The 19,390-nt window shown below is 68.1% G+C and carries 21 protein-coding genes; 10 read left to right on the top strand and 11 right to left on the bottom strand.

Going from position 1 to position 19,390, the window contains the following annotated elements; genetic code table 11:
• Positions 1 to 2: 2 nt before the first annotated feature.
• Positions 3 to 2,030, bottom strand: coding sequence for a TadE/TadG family type IV pilus assembly protein (locus MT490_RS13950; RefSeq protein ID WP_297388817.1), 2,028 nt, complete (start codon positions 2,028 to 2,030; stop codon positions 3 to 5).
• A 102-nt stretch (positions 2,031 to 2,132) separates the two neighbouring features.
• Between MT490_RS13950 and MT490_RS13955 the strand changes: the two genes are divergently transcribed.
• A complete protein-coding gene (locus tag MT490_RS13955; protein ID WP_297388820.1) occupies positions 2,133 to 2,807 on the top strand; it encodes a squalene/phytoene synthase family protein in 675 nt (224 codons plus the stop codon).
• Positions 2,808 to 2,868: 61 nt separating this feature from the next.
• Positions 2,869 to 3,345, top strand: coding sequence for a histidine kinase (locus tag MT490_RS13960; protein ID WP_297388822.1), 477 nt, complete (start codon positions 2,869 to 2,871; stop codon positions 3,343 to 3,345).
• On the opposite strand, the gene trmFO is transcribed toward MT490_RS13960, so the two are convergent.
• Complete coding sequence (gene trmFO, locus MT490_RS13965) at positions 3,342 to 4,667, bottom strand: methylenetetrahydrofolate--tRNA-(uracil(54)-C(5))-methyltransferase (FADH(2)-oxidizing) TrmFO (RefSeq protein WP_297388863.1); 1,326 nt, start codon at positions 4,665 to 4,667, stop codon at positions 3,342 to 3,344. The genes MT490_RS13960 and trmFO overlap by 4 nt on opposite strands.
• A 63-nt stretch (positions 4,668 to 4,730) precedes the next feature.
• On the opposite strand from trmFO, the gene MT490_RS13970 reads away from it, so the two are divergent.
• Genes MT490_RS13970 through MT490_RS13980 form a run of 3 tightly spaced genes read left to right on the top strand, consistent with a single transcriptional unit; the run spans position 4,731 to position 6,198 of the window.
• The gene (locus MT490_RS13970; protein ID WP_297388825.1) at positions 4,731 to 5,366 is read left to right on the top strand and encodes a lysoplasmalogenase family protein; all 636 of its coding nucleotides are present in this window, start codon (positions 4,731 to 4,733) and stop codon (positions 5,364 to 5,366) included.
• Complete coding sequence (locus MT490_RS13975; protein ID WP_297388827.1) at positions 5,363 to 5,794, top strand: DUF488 domain-containing protein; 432 nt, start codon at positions 5,363 to 5,365, stop codon at positions 5,792 to 5,794. The genes MT490_RS13970 and MT490_RS13975 overlap by 4 nt, the downstream gene beginning before the upstream one ends.
• A gap of 14 nt (positions 5,795 to 5,808) precedes the next feature.
• Positions 5,809 to 6,198 carry a VOC family protein gene (locus MT490_RS13980; protein WP_297388829.1) on the top strand — a complete coding sequence of 130 codons (390 nt, stop codon included), beginning with the start codon at positions 5,809 to 5,811 and terminating at the stop codon, positions 6,196 to 6,198.
• 139 nt (positions 6,199 to 6,337) lie between these two features.
• Here MT490_RS13980 and arsC read toward each other — a convergent pair whose 3' ends face one another.
• Genes arsC through MT490_RS14000 form a run of 4 tightly spaced genes read right to left on the bottom strand, consistent with a single transcriptional unit; the run spans position 6,338 to position 8,164 of the window.
• Positions 6,338 to 6,748, bottom strand: a complete 411-nt coding sequence (gene arsC / locus MT490_RS13985) for an arsenate reductase (glutaredoxin) (RefSeq protein ID WP_297388831.1) — start codon at positions 6,746 to 6,748, stop codon at positions 6,338 to 6,340.
• Positions 6,745 to 7,419: an MIP/aquaporin family protein gene (locus MT490_RS13990; protein WP_363321752.1), complete on the bottom strand. Its 675-nt coding sequence runs from the start codon at positions 7,417 to 7,419 to the stop codon at positions 6,745 to 6,747. Before MT490_RS13990 ends, arsC begins: the two co-directional genes overlap by 4 nt.
• Positions 7,407 to 7,748 (bottom strand): metalloregulator ArsR/SmtB family transcription factor, encoded by a 342-nt coding sequence (locus tag MT490_RS13995; protein WP_297388833.1) that lies wholly within the window; start codon positions 7,746 to 7,748, stop codon positions 7,407 to 7,409. Before MT490_RS13995 ends, MT490_RS13990 begins: the two co-directional genes overlap by 13 nt.
• A complete protein-coding gene (locus MT490_RS14000) occupies positions 7,748 to 8,164 on the bottom strand; it encodes an ArsI/CadI family heavy metal resistance metalloenzyme (protein WP_297388835.1) in 417 nt (138 codons plus the stop codon). Before MT490_RS14000 ends, MT490_RS13995 begins: the two co-directional genes overlap by 1 nt.
• Positions 8,165 to 8,287: 123 nt before the next feature.
• On the opposite strand from MT490_RS14000, the gene MT490_RS14005 reads away from it, so the two are divergent.
• From MT490_RS14005 to MT490_RS14015, 3 genes are read left to right on the top strand one after another with little or no spacing between them, the layout of a single operon-like run.
• Complete coding sequence (locus MT490_RS14005) at positions 8,288 to 8,848, top strand: RNA polymerase sigma factor (protein ID WP_297388838.1); 561 nt, start codon at positions 8,288 to 8,290, stop codon at positions 8,846 to 8,848.
• A complete protein-coding gene (locus MT490_RS14010) occupies positions 8,838 to 9,332 on the top strand; it encodes a hypothetical protein (protein ID WP_297388841.1) in 495 nt (164 codons plus the stop codon). Before MT490_RS14005 ends, MT490_RS14010 begins: the two co-directional genes overlap by 11 nt.
• Positions 9,329 to 10,768, top strand: a complete 1,440-nt coding sequence (locus tag MT490_RS14015; RefSeq protein WP_297388844.1) for an alpha/beta hydrolase — start codon at positions 9,329 to 9,331, stop codon at positions 10,766 to 10,768. Before MT490_RS14010 ends, MT490_RS14015 begins: the two co-directional genes overlap by 4 nt.
• A 39-nt stretch (positions 10,769 to 10,807) precedes the next feature.
• Here the strand turns inward: MT490_RS14015 and MT490_RS14020 are convergent, their stop codons facing one another.
• The gene (locus MT490_RS14020) at positions 10,808 to 13,075 is read right to left on the bottom strand and encodes a TonB-dependent receptor (RefSeq protein WP_297388847.1); all 2,268 of its coding nucleotides are present in this window, start codon (positions 13,073 to 13,075) and stop codon (positions 10,808 to 10,810) included.
• Between the two features lie 73 nt (positions 13,076 to 13,148).
• Here MT490_RS14020 and MT490_RS14025 point away from each other — a divergent pair, with 73 nt between their 5' ends.
• On the top strand, positions 13,149 to 14,207 hold the full coding sequence (locus tag MT490_RS14025) for a phytase (RefSeq protein ID WP_297388850.1): 1,059 nt from the start codon (positions 13,149 to 13,151) through the stop codon (positions 14,205 to 14,207).
• Positions 14,208 to 14,219: 12 nt separating this feature from the next.
• On the opposite strand, the gene MT490_RS14030 is transcribed toward MT490_RS14025, so the two are convergent.
• Positions 14,220 to 15,584 (bottom strand): class II 3-deoxy-7-phosphoheptulonate synthase, encoded by a 1,365-nt coding sequence (locus MT490_RS14030; RefSeq protein ID WP_297388868.1) that lies wholly within the window; start codon positions 15,582 to 15,584, stop codon positions 14,220 to 14,222.
• A 333-nt stretch (positions 15,585 to 15,917) separates the two neighbouring features.
• Between MT490_RS14030 and MT490_RS14035 the strand changes: the two genes are divergently transcribed.
• Complete coding sequence (locus MT490_RS14035; RefSeq protein WP_297388853.1) at positions 15,918 to 16,241, top strand: hypothetical protein; 324 nt, start codon at positions 15,918 to 15,920, stop codon at positions 16,239 to 16,241.
• A 77-nt stretch (positions 16,242 to 16,318) separates the two neighbouring features.
• Here MT490_RS14035 and MT490_RS14040 read toward each other — a convergent pair whose 3' ends face one another.
• The 3 genes from MT490_RS14040 to cysS form a co-directional block, all read right to left on the bottom strand.
• On the bottom strand, positions 16,319 to 17,254 hold the full coding sequence (locus tag MT490_RS14040; RefSeq protein WP_297388856.1) for an NAD(P)-dependent oxidoreductase: 936 nt from the start codon (positions 17,252 to 17,254) through the stop codon (positions 16,319 to 16,321).
• A gap of 4 nt (positions 17,255 to 17,258) precedes the next feature.
• Entirely contained in the window at positions 17,259 to 17,702 is a 444-nt protein-coding gene (locus tag MT490_RS14045; protein WP_297388858.1) for a TM2 domain-containing protein, read from the bottom strand.
• Between the two features lie 215 nt (positions 17,703 to 17,917).
• Positions 17,918 to 19,348 (bottom strand): cysteine--tRNA ligase, encoded by a 1,431-nt coding sequence (gene cysS, locus MT490_RS14050; protein WP_297388861.1) that lies wholly within the window; start codon positions 19,346 to 19,348, stop codon positions 17,918 to 17,920.
• Between the last annotated feature and the right edge of the window lie 42 nt (positions 19,349 to 19,390).

Below are 19,390 nucleotides of genomic sequence, written 5' to 3' on the forward strand. Positions count from 1 at the left end.
CCTCATTTGGTGAGCCTCAGCTGCGAGATCTGGTCGGCGATCGACTTGAAGGTCTGCTGCAGCGCCGTCGAATCCGCTGCGGAGAAATAGCGGCCCTCCGCCGCGCAGGCCTCGAGCCGATCCTTGGTATCCTGGCTCTGGCCCTCGCCGAAGTTGATCACCCAGAGCGTGATGTTCTTGTTCTTCACCCAGTTGCAGATCGCCAGGAAGCGCAGGTTCACCTGCTCGTCGAGCTGCGCCTTGGTCGGGTTGGCGGGCGTCTGGCGATGGTCGAAGAAGGGCAGGCCATAGGCTGCATAGTCATAGTCGTTCGCATTGGTGTCGCCGTCGGTCATGAAGATCATGTGCCGCTCGATCTCGCCGCCATTGGGGGCGGTGGCGTTCTCGGCCTTGAAGATGCCGGTGGGCGACATCAGGCGGGCACCCCAGATGATGCCGATGTCGTGATAGGTGTTGCCGTCCGGGTTGAGCGAGTTGACATAGCCCTGGAAGATGCTCGCATCGGTCCAGGCCTGCAGCTTGCGGGCCTCGGTGGGGCAGAAGAAGGTCGAACCATTCCTGTAGTCGTTGGACGTGGTCTCGGGTGCGACGTTCCAGCCCCAGGTTCCATACCAGGAACCGCCCCAGCTGTTGGCGTTGTACTCTGATCCGTCGGTGGACGAGCGCGTGAAGATCAGCCGCGGCAGCGCGGGCTTCCAACGCGACTCGTCGCTGTTGGGCACCATATCGATATCGAGATCGAGCGCCGTCGACGGGATCGGATCATAGTCGGTCGTCGGCTCGGTCTCGCGCTCCTCGATGCATCCGCTCCAGGTGATCGTGGAGTTGGTGACGTCGTTGCCGATGGCGGTGTCGCCGACCGGCCAGGTGAACGAGTTGTTCCAGGTGCTGCCGCCGGCCTTGAGGCCGCTGACGGTCACCGGGAGCTGGTTGTAGGTCCAGCTCGCGAACTTCTCGACATAGTAAGTGGTGGTGTCGGTGCGCCGTCGGCGGCAGCTCTTGTCGTTTCCGTTCCGGTCGGATGCGCCCGACCAGCCCCATTCGCCGTTGTTGCTGTCGCTTGCGACGCCGTCGTGCGGGAAGCTCGACACGACGGTCGGCGTCGGGTTCGGCCCGCCCGAATTGAGCGGAGTCGGAGTGAAGGTGCCGAACGCCTCGTTCTTCATGAACGACAGGCAGTTGCCCTGGCTGATCGAGCCGCCGCCATAGGTTTCCCAATAAGTGGTCGTGCTCTGCGGCGGCACGGCCAGATTGGCCTTGCGCGTCTGATACTCCCATTCGTCGACCAGATAGTCGTTGGGCAGCAGCCTCCCGACATTGACGTTGGTCGAATAGGGCACGAAGCCGAAGCGGATCTGCACCTGATTGCCCGTGCCGCCGGTCGGCTCGTCGCCGTCGCAATCGACATCGGGAACGTCGAGCCGCGCCACGATCTGGTAGAAGCACTTCACCGACTTGCGCAGCGCGGCGATGCGCGAGCTCGAATTGCCGTTGCAGCTGCTGTCGCCGTTCGGGCACCACCGCATCGAGCCCGTGGTGTCGAGCACGAACATCACGTCGGTGTTCGGCAGCCGCATCTCGGCGTCGCAGGTGACGGTCAGCGTCGTGCTGGTCTTGCCGAAGATGCGCATGATCGTCATCGGCACGATCGCGCGCGCATTGCCGGTCACCTTGCCCGCGCTCTCGGTGAAGCTGCGGCGCTGGGCCGGCTGCTCGAGCGTGGTGCCATAGGCGTTGGGATTGTAGTTCGCGTCGAAGAAGCGCTCGGCTTCGCCGCGCGCGGCATAGGTGTTCGCCGACCAGCTTCCGCCGCCCATCATCTTGCGGCCCGCGAGCGCGCCGGCGTCGCAGGCATGTTGCAGGCGCGTCTTGACGATGTACATGCGGGAGATGTCGACGCCACCGCCCACCATCCCTGCGAGCGGAATCAACGCGATGGCCATCAGCGCCAGCGTGTTGCCGCGCGTGTCGCGGGCGAGCCGCGTCAGGAACGCGCGCGCTTCCGTCCAGCCCTGCCGATTGCTCACCATCTATGCGACCCCGGTCCCCGATCAACTTCGCACCATGCGGCGCACACCACTAATGTCGCCTAAATTGAGCTGGTTAACGTCGCGCTTATCAAGGGTACGGGGATGACCGGAGATCCCGCGGCAAATCCCGAACGGAGCCTTGCGCTGTCCTATGCGCCTCCGGCAGCCAGGAGGGCGCTGGAGGCGCTGCTCGGCCTCGACGACGCGCTGGCGCAGTTGCTGCGCACGACGCGCGAGCCGGCCGTAGGCCAATTGCGGCTGGCCTGGTGGCGCGAGGCGCTGGCGAAGCTCGACGGCGAACCGGCGCCCGCCGAACCCGTCCTCCAGGCGCTCGAACGCGCAGTGATCGCAAGCGGCGTGCAGGGCACATCGTTGGTGCCGATCGTCCATGGCTGGGAAGTGCTGGTCGAGGAGACGATACTCGACCGCGACGCGCTGCGACGGTTCGGCGGAGGGCGCGGCCAGTTGTTCGTCGTCGCGGGAGCGGCGATGGGGGCGTCACCGCGGGATCCGCTGGCCGCGGCGGGGCAGGGCTGGGCGCTTGCCGATCTGGCGCGGCACCTGCGCGTGCCGGCCGAGGCCATGGAGGCGCGCGCGATGGCGTCCGCGCTGCTCGATCAGGCGACCGCCGCGCGCTGGAGCCGCAACGGCCGTGCGCTCGGGGCGCTCGCGCATCTGGCGCGGCTCGACCTGCGTGCGCCGGAGGGGAGCGAGCCGCCGATCGGTGCGCCACACAGGGTCGGGCGGCTGTTCTGGCATCGCCTCACCGGCAGGTAGGGGCTTGCCAGCCGGCGAGACAGGCGTAGCCTGCGCGCTTCGACTGTCGGGGGGACCTTCGATGTGGCGCTATCTGATGGGCGCGGGCGCGGTGTTGCTGCTGGGGCTCGCGGGGCTGTTCCTGTTTCGAGGCGCGGCGGCGCCCAAGTTCATGCTTCCGGCGGCTCCCGCCGCACGCGCCGCGGCGGCGGTGCCCGAGGATCCTCTGCCCGAGGAAGCGCCCAAAGCTAACGCCAGGACGCGCGAGCAGAAGCGCTTCGACCGCTACGACAAGAACCGCAACGACGCGATCACGCGCGAGGAATATCTGCTCGCGCGCCGCAAGGCCTACGCCAAGCTCGACGCGAACCGCGACGGCAAGCTCGACTTCGACGAATGGGCGGTGCGGACCACCGCCAAGTTCGCCGGTGCCGACGGGGACAAGTCCGGTGCGCTCACCCGCGCCGAGTTCGTCGCCACCGCGCCGAAGCGCACCGATGCCCGGCCCCGCTGCGCTTGCCCGGCCGCTCCGGCGAAGGAGGATGCGGCCGACGACTAGGCCGGCATCCACGCGCCGAACGCGGTCCGTGCGCGCGTCGTGTACATCAGCTTGCGGTCGGCCTTTTTCGAGCGGCCCTCGATCGGCGGGAACAGGCCGAAATTCACGTTCATCGGCTGGTAGGTATCGACCTCGGCCTCGCCGGTGATGTGCGCGAGCAGCGCGCCCAGCGCCGTCTCGCGCGGCGGCGCGGCGAGCGTTTGCCCGGCCAGTTCGGCGGCGGCGAAGCGGCCCGCGAGCAGCCCGATCGCCGCGCTCTCGACATAGCCCTCGCAGCCGGTGATCTGGCCCGCAAAGCGGATGTTGGGGCGCGACTTGAGACGGAGCGTCCGGTCGAGCAATTCGGGGGAGCGGATGAAGGTGTTACGGTGGAGCCCGCCCAGCCGCGCGAACTCGGCCTTCTCCAGCCCCGGAATGGTGCGGAACAGCTCGACCTGCGCGCCGTATTTCAGCTTGGTCTGGAAGCCGACCATGTTCCACAGCGTGCCCGAGGCATTGTCCTGGCGGAGCTGCACGACGGCATAGGGCCAGCGCCCGGTGCGCGGATCGTCGAGCCCGACGCCCTTCATCGGCCCGTAGCGCAGCGTATCGACGCCGCGCTCGGCCATCACTTCGATCGGCATGCAGCCTTCGAAATAGGGGACGTTCTCCCACTCGCGAAACTCGGTCTTCTCGCCCGCGAGCAGCGCGGCATGGAAGGCGAGATACTCGTCCTTCGACATCGGGCAGTTGATGTAGTCCTTGCCTGAGCCCCCAGGGCCAATCTTGTTCCAGCGCGACTGATACCAGGCGGTCGAGAAGTCGATACTCTCGAAATGGACGATCGGGGCGATCGCGTCGAAAAAGGCGAGCTGCTCCTTGCCGGTGGCGGTGCCGATGCTTTCGGCGAGACCGGGGGCGGTGAGCGGGCCGGTGGCGACGATCGACAGCCCCTCGGAGGGCAGCTGGTCGACGCGCTCGCGGACGATGGTGATGTTGGTGTGGGCGTTCAGCACCGCGGTGACGCCGTCGGCGAAACCGTCGCGATCGACCGCGAGGGCCGAGCCGGCGGGGACCTTGTGCGTGTCGCCCTGGGCGAGGATCAGCGAGCCGAGGTCGCGCATCTCCTGGTGGAGCAATCCGACGGCGTTGCGTTCGGCATCGTCCGAACGGAACGAGTTGGAGCAGACGAGCTCGGCGAGGCGGTCACTCTGGTGCGCGGGAGTCATGTCGCCCGAGCCGCGCATTTCGGAGAGGCGGACCTTGTAGCCGGCCTGGGCGAGCTGCCATGCGGCTTCGGAGCCGGCGAGGCCGCCGCCGATGATATGGATGTCGTGAGTCACCGGGGGCGCATAGCCGCTGGCGCGGCGCATGACAAAGCCCATGGCCTTGCTATGCTCGGCGGCATGGAGAGACCCACTGCCTTGCCGGTCTTCCTCGCGGCGCTGATCGCCGGGGGCAGCTATTACGCCACGCACTGGTTCCCCGTCTCGCCGGCGTTCGACCCGGTGTGGAAGGGCGCCGGGGTCGGGCTGCTCGCGCTCTGGGCGGCGCTGCTGGCACGGAGCACCGACGGCTGGCTGATCGCGGCGGCGCTGGCGATGGGCGCGACCGGCGACGTGCTGCTCGAGACGCATGGGCTGACCGTGGGGGCGCTGGCCTTTCTCGCCGGGCATGTCGTCGCGGCCGTGCTGTATCTGCGCAATCGCGAGAAGCCCTTGTGGCAGGCTGCGGTCATCGCCGTGGCGGTGACCGCGCTCGCCTGGTGGTTGCCCGCCGACCGCAACGCGGCGCCGGGGATCGCGCTGTACGCGGCGGGGCTGGGGGCGATGTTCGGCACCGCCGCGATCAGCCGCTTCTCGCCCTTCACCGTCGGTAACGGCGCCGCCTTGTTCGTCTTCTCCGACCTCCTCATCTTCGCCCGGCTGGGGCCGCTTGCCGCATCGGACCTGCCCGGGCTGCTCATCTGGCCGACCTATTTCGCCGGACAGGCGTTGATCGCCTGGGGCGTGGTGACCACTCTCGGCAGGGACCGGACATGAAGATCTTCACCATCGGCTACGAGGCGACGACGATGGACGAGTTCATCGCGACGTTGCGGCAGGCGGGCGTCGAGCGGGTGATCGACGTGCGCGCGGTACCGCTGTCGCGGCGCCCGGGATTCTCGAAGAACATCCTCGCGGCGAGCCTGAAGGATGCCGGGATCGACTATGTCCTCCTCAAGAATCTCGGCACCCCCAAGCCGGGGCGCGACGCGGCCAAGAAGGGCGACGTCGCGACACTGAAGGCGGTGTATGCGGGCCAGCTCGAACTGCCCGAGGCGCAGGCCGAGGCCGCGAAGATGCGCGCGCTCGCCGAGGAGAAGCCGAGCGCCTTGCTCTGCTTCGAGCGCAACCCCGTGCATTGCCACCGCACCCTGCTGCTCGCCGCCGAGGGCGAGGGCGCCGAGGTGGTGGACCTGTTTCCCTGAAAGGAGTGACGACCATGCTCGACCATGTCGGTTTCGCGGTTTCGGACCTCGCCCGCTCCAGCGCCTTTTACGACGCCGCGCTCGCCCCGCTGGGGATCGCCGAGCTGATGCGCGTGACGCCCGAGCAGACCGAGGCGGGCGGCACCGCGATCGGTTACGGCAAGGACGGCAAGCCCTTCTTCTGGATCGGCGACAATGAGCGCGTCGGGCAGGGCACGCACATCGCCTTCACCGCTGCGAGCCGGGCGCAGGTCGACGCCTTCCACGCGGCGGCGCTGGCGGCGGGCGGCACCGACCATGGCGCCCCGGGCATCCGCGCGCATTACCATCCCGATTATTACGGCGCGTTCGTGCTCGATCCCGACGGCACCAACATCGAGGCGGTGTGCCACCGGCCCGAATGAAGCGGAAAAAATGGGGCGGCCGGAGCCGCCCCGTAGTTCGGGGAGAACCGGCGCGGAAGGAGGGGACCCTGCGCCGGCCGAGCGGCACTGGACGCCTAGCGTTACATCTGTGTTTCGCTTTGTTGCAGATTCGAGGGCGCTATGGCCGCACGATCTCGCCGTCTTCCTTGGTGAACTCGGCGGGCTTGCGATCCAGAAGCGCGAGCACCGCTTCGGAGGGACGGCATAGCTTCGTGCCGGTCGGCGTCACCACGATCGGCCGGTTCACCAGGATCGGATGCTCGACCATCGCCTCGAGGATCGCTTCGTCCGGGACCGACGGATCGAGCAGTCCGAGCTCGGCGGCGGGCGCGCCCTTCTCGCGCAGGACGTCGCGGGGCTTAGCGCCCATCGCGGCGAGCAGCGCGTCGAGCTGGGCACGCGTCCAGCCGGCCTTGCGATACTCGACGATCGTCGGCGCGTATCCGGCCGCCTCGATCATCGCGAGCGCGTTGCGCGACGTACCGCAATCGGGGTTGTGATAGACGGTGATCGGGAATGGGTCGGTCATGATGGGCTTTCCTCTCTCAGGAGCCAGCCGAAGAACAGGGTCGCCGCGAGCATGCCGACCAGCTGTCCCGCGATGAAGACGGCGATCGAAGCGGGCGCGATCCCGGCGAAGCTGTCCGACAGGCTGCGCGCGATCGTCACCGCCGGATTGGCGAAGGACGTCGACGCGGTGAACCAATAAGCGGCAGTGATGTAGAGCCCGACCGCCTGGGGGGTGAATTCGGGCCGGCTGCGCTGCGTGCTGAGGATCGTACCGATCAGGCCGAAGGTGGCGACGCTTTCGGCGAACCCCTGGGACAGGCCGTCGCGCGCCTTGCCCGAGATCTGCAGGATCGGTTCGGCGAACATCGCATGCGCGGCCCAAACGCCGAGGATCGCGCCGGCCAGTTGGGCGGCGAGGTAGAGCATCGCGACGCGTGCCGTCGTTCCGCGCCTCAGCAGGACCGCCAGCGTCACCACGGGGTTGAAGTGCGCGCCGGAGACGGGGCCGAACATGTGGATGAGGACGACGAGCCCGGCGCCCGTCGCGATCGTGTTGCCGAGCAACGCGACCGCGTCGTTACCGGCGGCGAGGCGTTCGCCCATGATGCCCGAGCCGACGACGATCGCGAGCAGCATCGCCGTGCCCACGAACTCGGCAATGATCCGCCGCGACAGCGTCACGGGCAGCAACCCGCGTCGGTAGCCAGCTCGCCGAGCGAGCCGCATATCTCGGGGCGCCCGGCGCAGCAGTCGGCGACGAGGAAGCCTAGCAGGTCGCGCATGCGATCATAATCGGCCGAATAGATGATCGATCGTCCCTCGCGGCGGGACCGGACCAGCCCGGCATGGCCGAGGATCGTCAGATGCGTCGACAAGGTGTTGGGCAGCGCCCCGATCTCGCGCGCGATGTCGCCCGCCGCCATGCCCTCGGCGCCCGCCCGCACCAGCAGGCGGAACACGGCAAGGCGGCTGGCATGGGCAAGCGCGGACAGCGCCTCGACGGCGGTGGGAAGCTGCATCAGCAGCACGCCGCCTTTGCGGGCGCGGGGAGCACTTCGTCCTCACCATAGGCGGTCGCCTCGCCATGCGTGAAGAAGGTCTCCCAGCGAACGCCCGCGGTGTCCGTCACCCAGGACTTGTCCGACCTGGCATAGCAGCAGGTCGTCGCCTCCTGATCGAAGGTCGTCGAGCCCGCGGCCTTCAGGCGCGTGGCGAGTTCGGCGAGCTCGCGGGCACTGTCGACCTGGACGCCGACATGGTCGATCCCGGTCGCCCGTGCCCGGGACGATATGGCGAGATTGACGCGCGGATCCTCGAGCATCCACTTCGCATAATCGTGCTTCACGACCGAGGGCGGGGCGTCGAACAGGGTGGAATAGAAGGCGATGGCCGGTTCGATGTCCGGCACGCTGACATGCAGGTGAAGGCGCTTCATGGCCGTATCTCCGTTGCTTGAATATTTCTATTATTCTCGAAATATCGATTCGGCAAGCGACGAAGAAAGGCGCGTGAACCTTTTCCGTCTTTTCGCGACTAGGGTGCGAGACGGAGGGCAGAATTGAGCAAATCGACCGATCCCGCGGGCCTGCTGCGCGACGAACTGCTGGTGGTGCGCTGCCAATTGGGCGAGCCCGAGGCGTTCGAGGAGCTCGTGCGGACCTGGTCGGGGCCGCTGCTGCGCCATGTCCAGCGCATCGCCGGTGCGGACGTCGCCGACGATGTGGCGCAGGAGGTGTGGATCCGGGCGCTGCGCGGCATCGCCCGGCTGCGCGACGGTGCCAGGCTGCGTGCCTGGCTGTTCGGGGTCGCGCATCATGTCGTGATGGACCGGCTGCGGGGCCGCTATGCCGAGCGCGAGGCGCTGGACGGCATTGCCGAGGTGCCGGGGGACGCGATGCCCGACCCGGCCGAACCGCTCTTCGACCGGCTCGACGACGGGTTGGAGCTCCTGCCGGTCGTGGAGCGGGAGACGCTCACGCTCTTCTATCTCGAGGAATTGTCGCTGCTCCAGATCGCCGAGATCCAGGCCGTACCGGTCGGGACCGTGAAATCGCGGTTGTTCAGGGCGCGCGGAATGCTTCGCCAGTCGATGCTGAAAGGAACGGACGATGAAGGTTGAAACGACTTCGGCGACCCCGGACGCGGCCTTGCTGCTCGCCAGGGCGCAGGTCTCGTTCCACTCCCGGGTCGGGCATCTGGCGCTGTTTCTGGTCGCTACGGGCATGAGCGTGGCGCTGGCCTCGCTTCTGGCTACCGAGGATGGCCTGCCGGCGCGGACCATGGCGGGACTGGCCGTATTGCTGGCGATCAATATCAGCTGGGCAGCCTATGCCGCATGGGTGCTCGCCGCCCGCCGGACGCTGCTGTTCAACCATCGCGTGGTCGCGGGCCGGATCGCCTTCGCCGCCACCATGGTGTTCACGCTGGGCGCTGCTGCGATCGGCGCCGCCACAGGAGCGGCTGCAGCCTGGCTCGCGGCCGGGCTGGGCATTGCCCTGGTCGCCGCCGCGATCGCGCTGCTGGCACGGGCGAAGCGCGATCTGGCGATGCTCCAGTTGCGCCGCGCCGCGCTGGAGGCGCGCCTTTCGGGGGTAGCCCAATGACGTGTGGCATCTTCCATCAGCTGTTCGCCGGGGCCTGCGCCCTGCTCCTGACGGCGTTGTCCGGCCCCGCCGCCGCGCAGATGCGAACCGTCGAGGAGCGGACGATGACCGCCGATGACGGGACCGCTTTCATGGTTACCCGGGCGGTCGTCCGCGTTCCAGAACGAAGGACAGGCGCCGCATCTGGAGGCTCGATCGACCTCGCCGTGGTGCGCGTGCGGCGCGAGGGGCACGCTTCAGGGAAGGTGCACGCCCTCCTCGCCGGAGGGCCTGGCGATTCCGGCGTCGACGAAGTGCTCAGCCTGGCGCGGCAGGGCGGCGCTTCATGGTTCGCACTGATGGACGGCGACGTGATCGGGATCGACCAGCGCGGGACCGGCGCGTCGCTCCCGAACCTCGCTTCGAAAGTCCGCTACGCGCTGCCGCTCGACCGGCCGGGGTCGCCCGAGGCGTGGTTGCCGACGATCGAGGCGGCGGTGCGTCGCGAGGCGCAACGGCTCAGGAGGGAGGGCGTGGATCTCCAGGCGTATAACAGCGAGGAGAGCGCCGACGATGTCGAGGCGGTGCGGCGCGCCTTCGGCTATGGCAAGCTGGTCCTGTGGGGCCGCAGCTATGGCTCGCATCTGGCGCTGGCGACGCTGCGCCGGCATCCCGAGAGCGTCGAGCGCGTGATCCTGGTGAGCCCCGAAGGTCCCGATCACACATGGAAGTCCCCGGCGGAGGTCGACGCTGTCCTGGCCCGGATCGCCGGGCGTGCCGGCGCGCCCGGGCTGCTCGACGATATGCGCAAGGTGCTGGGCGAACTCTCCCGTGCGCCGGTCTCGGTTCCGGTCGTGGACCCGGCGACGCGCGTGGAACGGGGGATCATGCTCGGCAAGTTCGACGTGCAGCTCGTCGTCGCCCAGGCGATCGGCGACCCGCGCGCGCTGGCCGGGCTGCCGGCGGCATTCCGGCGGATGGCGGCCGGGGACTATCGGACCATGGCGCAGCTGGCGCTAGCGGCTCGCACGCGGATGGGCGTCCAGTCCGCGATGAAGCACGCCATGGACCTCTCCTCGGGCGCGAGCCCGGCACGCCGCGCACGGATCGCGCGCGAGGCGCGCACCGAACTGCTCGGCAATGCGATGAACTTTCCGGGGATGGAACTGGCGGCCGCCTGGGGGATCCGCCCGCTGCCCGACGCCTTCCGGGCACCGGTGCGCAGCGCCGTCCCGGTGCTGCTGATCGTCGGAGACCTCGACGTTCGGACGCCGGTCGCGAACGCAGAGGAGATCGCGACGACGCTGTCGAACGGCCGGGTGGTCGTGGTGGAGAACGGGGCGCACCAGTTCAGCCTGTTCGGCAGCGCGGATCTCCGTGCTCTGCTGCGCCGCTTCCTCGCCGGCCAGCCGGTGGAGGGCCGGGTGGCGTTGCCGGCCCTGCCGTTCCAGCGGTGAAAGGGCGGGAGCGTCGCCGCGACGCTCCCGCCCCGTCGCTCAGAACGCCGCGCGCAGGGTGAACTGGACCAGCGGGCCCGAATGCTCGCGCTCGATCTCATACTCGTCGAGGTCGCCCGCGGCGCGGTTCTCGAGAATCTCCTCGATCGAGTCGCCGTCATATTTGCGGAAGTCCTCGTACTTCACCCGATCGAGCAGGTTCTGTGCCGAGACGCGCAACACGAAGTGCTTGCCGAAGCGCTTCTCGACAAAGGCCTCGAGATCGGGATCGTAGCGCAGCTCGACGGTCTCGTCGAAGTTCGACTCGAGCGACTTGGAGCGGCCCGAGATGGTCGCGCCGAAGCTGACGTCCGCCGCGCGCACCGTCTGGATGAAGCCGATATTGTAGACATGGTGCGGCTGGCCGTTGAAGCGGCGCTTCTCGCCGGTGAACGGATCGGTCGTCTTGCTGTCGAGATAGGTATAGTTGGCGAAGATTCCGGTATCGGGCAGGCCGATCACGGTGAGCGGCGCCGAGAGGTCGAACTCGAAGCCCCAGGCCTGGCCGTCGCCGATATTCTGCGGGCGGAAATCCTGGCCGGGGCCGTTGTCGGCGAAGGCGACGAGCTCGATCAGGTCGGTGATGTCGCGGTAGAAGAAGTTGATCCCCGCGATGCCGTTGCCGCCCAGGCGGCGCTCATAACCGACATCGACGCCCCAGGCGCTCTGGTTGCGCAGGTTCGGATTGCCCGTGGTGGTGTCGTCGTCGCCCGGCGTCTCGTCGAATTCGATCGGCGAGAGCAGGTCATAGTCCGGCCGCCGGATCGTCCGCGCGACCGAGGCGCGGAACTGGTCGGTGCCCGTCGGCGACCAGCGCAGGTTGAGCGAGGGATTGAGGATCGCATTGTCATAGCCGCCCGAGGCGGTGGTCGCGGTCACCTTGCGGTCGACGATCTCATAGCGCGCGCCGCCGTCGATCGTGACGGACGAGCCGATGTCGTAGGTGAGGCGGATGTACGGCGAATAGCGGTCCTCGCGGATGCGGAAGATGTCGCTCACGAAGCCGTCGTTGAGGCCGTCGCGGGTCTTCCACAGGAAGTCCGAGCCCAGCTTGATCTTGAGATCGCCCGCGTCGAACGCGCCGAACAGAGTGGCGCTGTACTCGTCGTCCTTGATGTCGATCGCGCTGACCTCGTCGATCTCCAGATCGGTGAGATCGTCCTCGTTGTCGCCCTCGAGCACCGTGGTGTCGGTGTGCTCGTCATAGCGGTTCCAGCCGCCGGCGAGGCCGAGCTCGAACCCGCCCAGCGGGATGCGCGCGTCGGCGGTGATCGCATAGGTCTGCTGGCTGATCCGCTCCTGCTGGACCTCGACGTCGTCGAACTCGAGGTCGGCGCCGTCGAGCGTGATCGACTGCTCGTCCTCGTCGCGGTCGGTATCGACGAAGAAGCCGTTGATGCGCAGGCGGCCGCCGTCGCCGATCTCGGTGCTGAGCTCGGCGCTGCCCGACAGGTCGGTGCCGTCGCGCGTGTCGCTCTGCGCCTCGAAATTGTTGAACTCGGGGTCGGTGACGAAATTGCTCGCCGCCGGATCGCCGGGGAAGCGCTTGTCCTCGGTCACCGGCACGTCGTCGAAGCGGTACGAGACCTTCTCCTTGGGGTTGCGCCGGCGCTGATAGTTGAGCGCCACCCAATAATCGGTGCGATCGCCGATCTTGCCCGCAAAGGCCGCCGCCGCGGAGGGGCGGAACACGCCGTCGCGCGTGTTGAGCAATGCGCCGACCTTGCCGAAGCCGCCCTCGAACGAGGTCGCTTCCTTGGTGACGACGTTGAGCGTGCCGGCGATGCCGTCGCTCGGCTGGTCGGGGCGCGGCGCGCGGACGATCTCGATCCGCTCGACCAGTTCGGCGGGAATGCGATCGACGAAGAAGCTGCCGTCGGCCGCGCCGCCGGGCGCGCGGCGGCCGTTGATCAGCACGTTGGTGAAGCCGCCGGGCAGGCCGCGGAACTGGACCTGGTCATATTCGAGCACGTCCGAGGTGAAGGTTGCCCCCGGCACGCGCTTGAGCATCTCGCCGACCGAGACGGGCTCGAAGCGCTGGAAATATTCCAAGTCGTAAGAGAGCACCGGGTTGGGATCATTGGTGCGGTTGCGGAAGGCGATCTCGCCGGTGACGATGATCTCGTTGGCGCGCTGCTCGACGCCGGCCGACGCCTCGTCCTCTGCGACGGGCTGGGCGCTTTCGGTCTGCGCCAGGGCGGCGGCAGGCATGAGGCTGGTCGCGAGCACGGCGAGCGCCGCCCCGCCCAACAGGCGCGAAACATTCATGTCATATTCCCCTTGCAACCGAGAGGCCGACCCGGCTCCCGCTCCCAGGGGGCTCAACAGGATGGATGTGAAAATGCGGGGAAGGTTCGAAGGCGTTCTGGCGACATTTTTGTTACCGTTGTGCGGCTGCGCGACGCAGCCCGCGCAGGTCGCGACCGCCCCCTCGGCACCTACCGTCGAGGTCCCTGCCGCGGGCGAAACCGTTGCGGTTGCGACACAAATGGCCGACGCCGCGGACGATCCGGCGATCTGGACCGGCGCCTCGGGCCGCGTCTCCTTCGCGGGCAAGGCGCAGGACGGGATCGTGCTCGGCACCGACAAGAAAGCCGGGCTCTACGTCTTCGCGCTCACCGGCGAATCGCTCCAGTTCCTTCCCGAGGGGCTGCTCAACAATGTCGACCTGCGCGGGCAGGGCGACGGATTCGTCGCAGGCGCCTCGGACCGCGGGCGGATGGGCGTGGCGCTGTGGCGCTTTGCCGGCCAGGGCGAGCTCCGCCCCGCGGGCTTCGTCAAGTCCGACCTCGCCGAGCCCTATGGCTTCTGCATGGGCCGGATCCACGGCACGCTGGTCGCGGTGCTGATCGGCAAGGACGGCCAGGTTCGCGAATATGCCCTGGCCGACGACGGCACGACGATCACCGGCACCGAGCGCCGCCGCTACGCGGTGGGATCGCAGTCCGAGGGCTGCACGATCGACGATGCCAGCGCGACCCTGTTCATCGGCGAGGAACTGAAGGGCGTGTGGCGCTACCCGCTCGACGGCGCGCCGGGCACGCGCACCCTGCTCGCGGGCGTGGGCGACGGCCGGCTGGTCGCCGATGTCGAGGGCGCGACCCTGCTGCGCGACGGCGGCGAGACCTTCCTGATCGTCTCGAGCCAGGGCGACAGCGCCTTCGCGGTGTGGAAGGTCGACGGCGCGCCGGGCGCCGAACGCTATCTCGGCCGCTTCCGCGTGACCGCGAAGGGCGGGGTCGACGCAGTCAGCGGCACCGACGGCCTCGACGCCTGGTCGGGCCCGATCGGCCCGTTCGCCAAGGGCCTGATCGCGGTGCAGGACGACGTCAACGATGGCGGCGCGCAGAACTTCAAACTGGTCGACTGGGCGGCAGTACGGGCGGCGCTGGGGCGGTGAGGGCGCAGTAGTTCAGGCCGCCTTCCGCCGCTCCGCCATCTCCGCATTGAGCATCTCCGCCAGCAGGAACGCCAGCTCGAGGCTCTGCCCCGCGTTCAGCCGTGGGTCGCAATGCGTGTGGTAGCGGTCCGCCAGCGACTGCTCGGTGACGTCGATCGCGCCGCCGGTGCATTCGGTGACGTTCTGGCCGGTCATCTCGGCGTGGATGCCGCCGGCGAAACTGCCTTCGGCGCGGTGGACGGCGAAGAAGCCGCGGACTTCGGCCAGGATGCGCTCGAAGGGGCGGGTCTTGTAGCCGTTGGCGGCCTTGACGACGTTGCCGTGCATCGGGTCGCAGCTCCACACCACCGGATGCCCCTCGCGCTTGACCGCGCGGACGAGCGCGGGGAGGCCCTTCTCGATCTTGTCGTGGCCGTAGCGGGTGATCAGGGTCATGCGGCCGGGGACGCGCGCGGGGTTGAGCGTGTCGAGCAGGCGCAGCAGCGCGTCGGGCTCTAGGCTGGGGCCGCACTTCATCCCGATCGGATTGCCGATGCCGCGCAGGAACTCGACATGCGCGCTGCCCTCGAAGCGGGTGCGGTCGCCGATCCACAGGAAATGCGCGCTGGTGTCGTACCAGTCGCCGGTGAGGCTGTCCTGCCGGGTGAGCGCCTGCTCATAGGGGAGGAGCAGGGCCTCGTGGCTGGTGTAGAATTGGGTGCCCTTCAACTGGGGGACGGTGTCGGGGTTGATCCCGCACGCCTCCATGAAATCGAGCGACTCGCCGATGCGGTCGGCCACGTCGGCGAACTTCTTCGACCAGGGGCTGCGGCCCATGAAGTCGAGCGTCCATTTGTGGACCTGGTGGAGATTGGCGTAGCCGCCGGTCGCGAAGGCGCGCAGCAGGTTGAGCGTCGCGGCGGACTGCGAATAGCCCTGCACCATGCGTTGCGGGTCGGGGATGCGCGCCTGGGGCGTGAAGGCGATGTCGTTGACATTGTCGCCGCGGTACGACGGAAGCTCGACGCCGTTGATCGTCTCGGTGTCGGCGCTGCGCGGCTTGGCGAACTGGCCGGCCATGCGGCCGAGCTTCACCGTGGGGAGCTTCGACGCGAAGGTGAGCACCACCGCCATCTGGAGGATGACGCGGAAGGTGTCACGGATGTTGTTGGGGTGGAACTCGGCGAAGCTCTCGGCGCAGTCGCCGCCCTGGAGCAGGAAGGCCTCGCCGCGCGAGACGCGGGCGAGCTCGGTGGTGAGCTCGCGCGCCTCGCCCGCGAAGACGAGCGGGGGGAAGTTCGACAGCTGGGTGGTCGCGGCGTTCAGCGCGGCCTGATCGGGGTAAGTCGGGAGCTGGCGCGCCTCGGCATGGGTCCAGTTGTCAGGGGTCCAGCCCATGTCTTGCTCCAGGTTGCGGACATGGACGTACCAGTCCTGATGATGCGCGATGCCGTTGGCGGCGATCTGGTTGAGCACCGCGGGCGAGGCGCGCTTGCCGTCCTCCTCCCAGCCCTGCACGGTGGAGCCGGGGGTGTCGAACCAGGCGCCGAAAGCGGCGCGGGAAAGGGCGCGTTCCTCGCGGAAGCGGCGGATCTTGGAACCTGCGAGAGTCGTCATGATGCGGGCGCCTTACCCCTGCTGGGTAAATGCTGGCAAGCGGAAAATTACCCGGACGGGGTAAAGGGAGCGAAATCCTGTGGCTTCGCGTTGGTGCCGGCGAAGGAGACGGCCATGAACGACATGCACGCTCTCGACGACGAACTCGACCGCGAATTCACGCTAGAGGAGGAAGCCGAGCAGGAAGCGGGGGATTCGGAATATGTCCCGGACCCGCGCTCGCTCTGGGGATCCGAGGCGGCGCGGGCGATGCTGGTGGTGCTGACGCGGCGGCTGGGACCCGACTTCGCGCGCGAGGTGAGCGACGAGCTGGCGTCGCGGACCTTCTCCTACCAGGCGGGCTGCCCCGACGATCGCAGCGATGGGCGGACGATGGAATATCTGCTCAAGGACGAGTTCTGGGACCGGCTGTTCGCGGTGAGGCAAGCGGCCGGATAAACGTCATCCCGGCGGAGGCCGGGATCGCGTGCGTCGCGCTTGCGGCCTGAGGTCCCGGCTTTCGCCGGGATGACGATTCAGTACCCCGCTTCCAGATCCACCTCGTTCTCGAGCGGCTGGCCCTCCAGGAAGGCGTGAAGATTCCGCACGAACAGCTGGGCGGCGCGGACGAACATGCGGGTCTGGCTGCGGCCCGAGAGGTGCATCGAGTGGAGGATGTTGGGCGTCGTCCACAAGGGATGCTCGGGCGGAAGCGGCTCGGGGGTGACCGTGTCGAGGAAGGCGCCGGCGATGCGGCGCTTGGTGACCGCCTCGATCAGCGCGTCCTGGTCGATCAACTCGCCGCGGCCGACATTGACGATCCAGGCCGAGGGCTTCATCGCCTGGAGCTCGGCCGTGCCGATCATCGCGCGGCTCTCGGGCGTGGCGGGGGCGGCGAGGAAGACCCAGTCGAATTCGCCTAGGCGATCGCGCCATGCGTCCGACGATATCGTGCCGGGCGCGCCGGTGCGGGTGACGCCGGTGACGGTCACGCCGAACCCGGTAAGCCGCTCACCGATCAGCCGGCCGATCGTGCCGTAGCCGATCACGAGCGCATCGGTCTCGAACAGCTCGAGCTTGCCCGGCGCGTCGAGCGGCCATTCGTGGCGGTCGGCGGCGCGGACGACCTGGTCGTAGCGCTTGGCGGCGACCAGCGCGCCCATCACCGCATATTCGGCGACGGTGTGGGCGTTGACGCCGCTGCCGTTGGTGACGCGCGTGCCGCGCGCGCGGAGCTGCGCCTTGTCGAGCGGATCGAGCCCGGCATAGATGGTCGAGAGCCATTGGAGCCGGATGCCGGCGGCAACGTTCTCCGCCCAGACCGGCGGACTGTTGTGGTCGAGCCAGGCGATGTCGGCGTCCGCGGCGAGCGCGCGCGCCTCTTCGGGGCCCATGAACCAGTGGACGTCGAGCCCCGCCGGCAGATGCGGCTCGACCAACGGCCGGGCGAGCGCGGGGAGCAGGACCTTCATCGGCCTAGCGGCGCGCGTAGCGGTGCTCGAACTCGGCGTCGGACATGACCAGGTAGCGGATCGTGTCGATGAACGCCCAGATGCCGGTGACGACAAGCCCGACGATCGTGGCGGAGAGGACGAGCATCAATATGCCCGTGCCGTTGCGGCCGAGATAGAAGCGGTGGATGCCGAGCACGCCGAGGAAGAAGGCGAGCAGGGCCGCGACGATCTTGTTGCGATCGTTGGCGGGCGGCTGGCGATAGGCGACGGACGCGACGTCCGAATCGGGCAGGCGGAAGATGCGAACCGCGCGCGTGCCCTCGGTGGCGAAATCGATCCGCGCACCGACTGCTGGGCCCTTGGAATCGCTCCAGTCGCCCGGCCTGAAGGTGTAGCGATGGCCGTCCTCGCCCGAAATCTGGCCCTCGCCGCTGGTGCGATCGACGCCCAGTACTTGTCCCCGCATTGAACTTACCCCGTGTTGATGTGCCGCTTTTGGCGAAAGCGGGGGTGGGGATGCAAGGGGGGGTGAGTCCGTTTCCCCACAATCCCGTCACCCCCGCGAAAGCGGGGGCCCATCTCCCGCACGCTCCGCATGCGAAACAGCCGTGATTGCCTGTGGCCTCTCTCCGAGATGGGCCCCCGCTTTCGCGGGGGTGACGGCAAAAGATGCGCGAAGATCTAAAGCGCCGGCTTCCAGTCCCAGCCTAGCGGATCGCCGTCCATGACTTCGACGCCGGCCGCCGCGAGCTCGTCGCGGATCGTGTCGGAGCGCTGGAAGTCCTTCACCACGCGGGCCTGCTGGCGTTCGACCAGGCGGTCGTGGATCTCATCCGGGGTGAGCGTGGCGCTTGCCGGGCGGACGCGGAGCTCTTCGCGGGTGAGCGACAGCAGGTTGAGGCCGAGCACCTTGTCGAATTCGGCGAGCGCGGCGAGGCGATCGGCGGGCGGCAGCTTCTTCTCGGCGAGCAGTTCGTCGAGGATCGGCAGCGCCTTGGGCGTGTTGAGATCGTCCGACACCGCCTCGTCGAGACGCGCGAGCCAAGGCTGGGGAGCGGTGCCTTCACCCTCGGCCTTCGCCTTGAGCGCCGTGACCGTCATCACCAGCCGCTTCAGCCGCGTCAGCGCCGCCGCGAGGTTCTCGGCGCTGAACTCCAGCTCGCTGCGATACTGCGCCTGGAGGCAGAGCAGGCGATAGGCGAGGGGGTGGACGCCCGCGTCGATCAGCGACTGGAGCGTGGTGAAGCCGCCCTTCGACTTCGACATCTTGCCCTGGCGATCGACCAGGAAGTTGTTGTGCATCCAGAAATGCGCGCCGCTGTCGTTGCAGCCGCAAAAGGCCTGGTTCTGCGCGATCTCGTTGGGGTGGTGGATCTCGCGGTGATCGATCCCGCCGGTATGGATGTCGAAGGGCGCGCCGAGATATTTGAGGCTCATCACCGAGCATTCGAGGTGCCAGCCGGGCGCGCCCTTGCCCCAGGGGCTGTCCCATTCCATCTGGCGCTGCTCGCCCGGGGGCGACTTGCGCCAGATCGCGAAGTCCTGGGGGTGGCGCTTGCCGGCAACCGGATCGATCCGGCCCTCGCGGACATCGTCCTGGGTGCCGGCGAGGCGGCCGTAATCGGCGACGGTGCTGGTGTCGAAATAGAGGCCGCTATCGAGCTCGTAGCAATGCCCGGGTGCGATCTTCTTCGCGAAGTCGAGCATCTCCTCGATATGATCGGTGGCGACCGACCAGCGGCTGGGCTGGCGGATGTTGAGGTCCGCGATGTTCTGCTTGAACGCCTGGGTATAATGCGCGGCGATATCCCAGATGCTCTTCGCCTGGGCCTTTGCGGCGGCCTCCATCTTGTCGTCGCCGGCATCGGCGTCGCTGGTCAGATGGCCGACATCGGTGATGTTGATGACATGGGTGAGCGCATAGCCCTTCCAGGTCAGCACGCGGCTCAGCGTATCGGTGAAGACATAGGCGCGCAGGTTCCCGAGATGGGCGTAATTGTAGACGGTGGGGCCACAGGAATAGATGCGGACGCCCTTTGCGGGGTCGAGCGGCGCGAAGGGCTCGAGGCTGCGGGTGAGCGAGTTGTAGAGCGTGAGGGGGGCGGACTGCATGCGTGTGGCACTTAACACTAACTCCCCTCCCTGCAAGGGAGG

The organism is Sphingomonas sp. (genome assembly GCF_026460985.1).
GTDB lineage: Bacteria > Pseudomonadota > Alphaproteobacteria > Sphingomonadales > Sphingomonadaceae > Sphingomonas.

What these genes read in the sequence shown, in the direction of transcription:
- MT490_RS13950 (WP_297388817.1), bottom strand. Translation starts at nt 2,030, where the DNA reads ATGGTGAGCAATCGGCAGGGCTGGACGGAAGCGCGCGCGTTCCTGACG.
- MT490_RS13955 (WP_297388820.1), top strand. Translation starts at nt 2,133, where the DNA reads ATGACCGGAGATCCCGCGGCAAATCCCGAACGGAGCCTTGCGCTGTCC.
- MT490_RS13960 (WP_297388822.1), top strand. Translation starts at nt 2,869, where the DNA reads ATGTGGCGCTATCTGATGGGCGCGGGCGCGGTGTTGCTGCTGGGGCTC.
- MT490_RS13970 (WP_297388825.1), top strand. Translation starts at nt 4,731, where the DNA reads ATGGAGAGACCCACTGCCTTGCCGGTCTTCCTCGCGGCGCTGATCGCC.
- MT490_RS13975 (WP_297388827.1), top strand. Translation starts at nt 5,363, where the DNA reads ATGAAGATCTTCACCATCGGCTACGAGGCGACGACGATGGACGAGTTC.
- MT490_RS13980 (WP_297388829.1), top strand. Translation starts at nt 5,809, where the DNA reads ATGCTCGACCATGTCGGTTTCGCGGTTTCGGACCTCGCCCGCTCCAGC.
- arsC (WP_297388831.1), bottom strand. Translation starts at nt 6,748, where the DNA reads ATGACCGACCCATTCCCGATCACCGTCTATCACAACCCCGATTGCGGT.
- MT490_RS13995 (WP_297388833.1), bottom strand. Translation starts at nt 7,748, where the DNA reads ATGCAGCTTCCCACCGCCGTCGAGGCGCTGTCCGCGCTTGCCCATGCC.
- MT490_RS14000 (WP_297388835.1), bottom strand. Translation starts at nt 8,164, where the DNA reads ATGAAGCGCCTTCACCTGCATGTCAGCGTGCCGGACATCGAACCGGCC.
- MT490_RS14010 (WP_297388841.1), top strand. Translation starts at nt 8,838, where the DNA reads ATGAAGGTTGAAACGACTTCGGCGACCCCGGACGCGGCCTTGCTGCTC.
- MT490_RS14015 (WP_297388844.1), top strand. Translation starts at nt 9,329, where the DNA reads ATGACGTGTGGCATCTTCCATCAGCTGTTCGCCGGGGCCTGCGCCCTG.
- MT490_RS14020 (WP_297388847.1), bottom strand. Translation starts at nt 13,075, where the DNA reads ATGAATGTTTCGCGCCTGTTGGGCGGGGCGGCGCTCGCCGTGCTCGCG.
- MT490_RS14025 (WP_297388850.1), top strand. Translation starts at nt 13,149, where the DNA reads ATGCGGGGAAGGTTCGAAGGCGTTCTGGCGACATTTTTGTTACCGTTG.
- MT490_RS14030 (WP_297388868.1), bottom strand. Translation starts at nt 15,584, where the DNA reads ATGGGCTGGACCCCTGACAACTGGACCCATGCCGAGGCGCGCCAGCTC.
- MT490_RS14035 (WP_297388853.1), top strand. Translation starts at nt 15,918, where the DNA reads ATGAACGACATGCACGCTCTCGACGACGAACTCGACCGCGAATTCACG.
- MT490_RS14040 (WP_297388856.1), bottom strand. Translation starts at nt 17,254, where the DNA reads ATGAAGGTCCTGCTCCCCGCGCTCGCCCGGCCGTTGGTCGAGCCGCAT.
- MT490_RS14045 (WP_297388858.1), bottom strand. Translation starts at nt 17,702, where the DNA reads ATGCGGGGACAAGTACTGGGCGTCGATCGCACCAGCGGCGAGGGCCAG.
- cysS (WP_297388861.1), bottom strand. Translation starts at nt 19,348, where the DNA reads ATGCAGTCCGCCCCCCTCACGCTCTACAACTCGCTCACCCGCAGCCTC.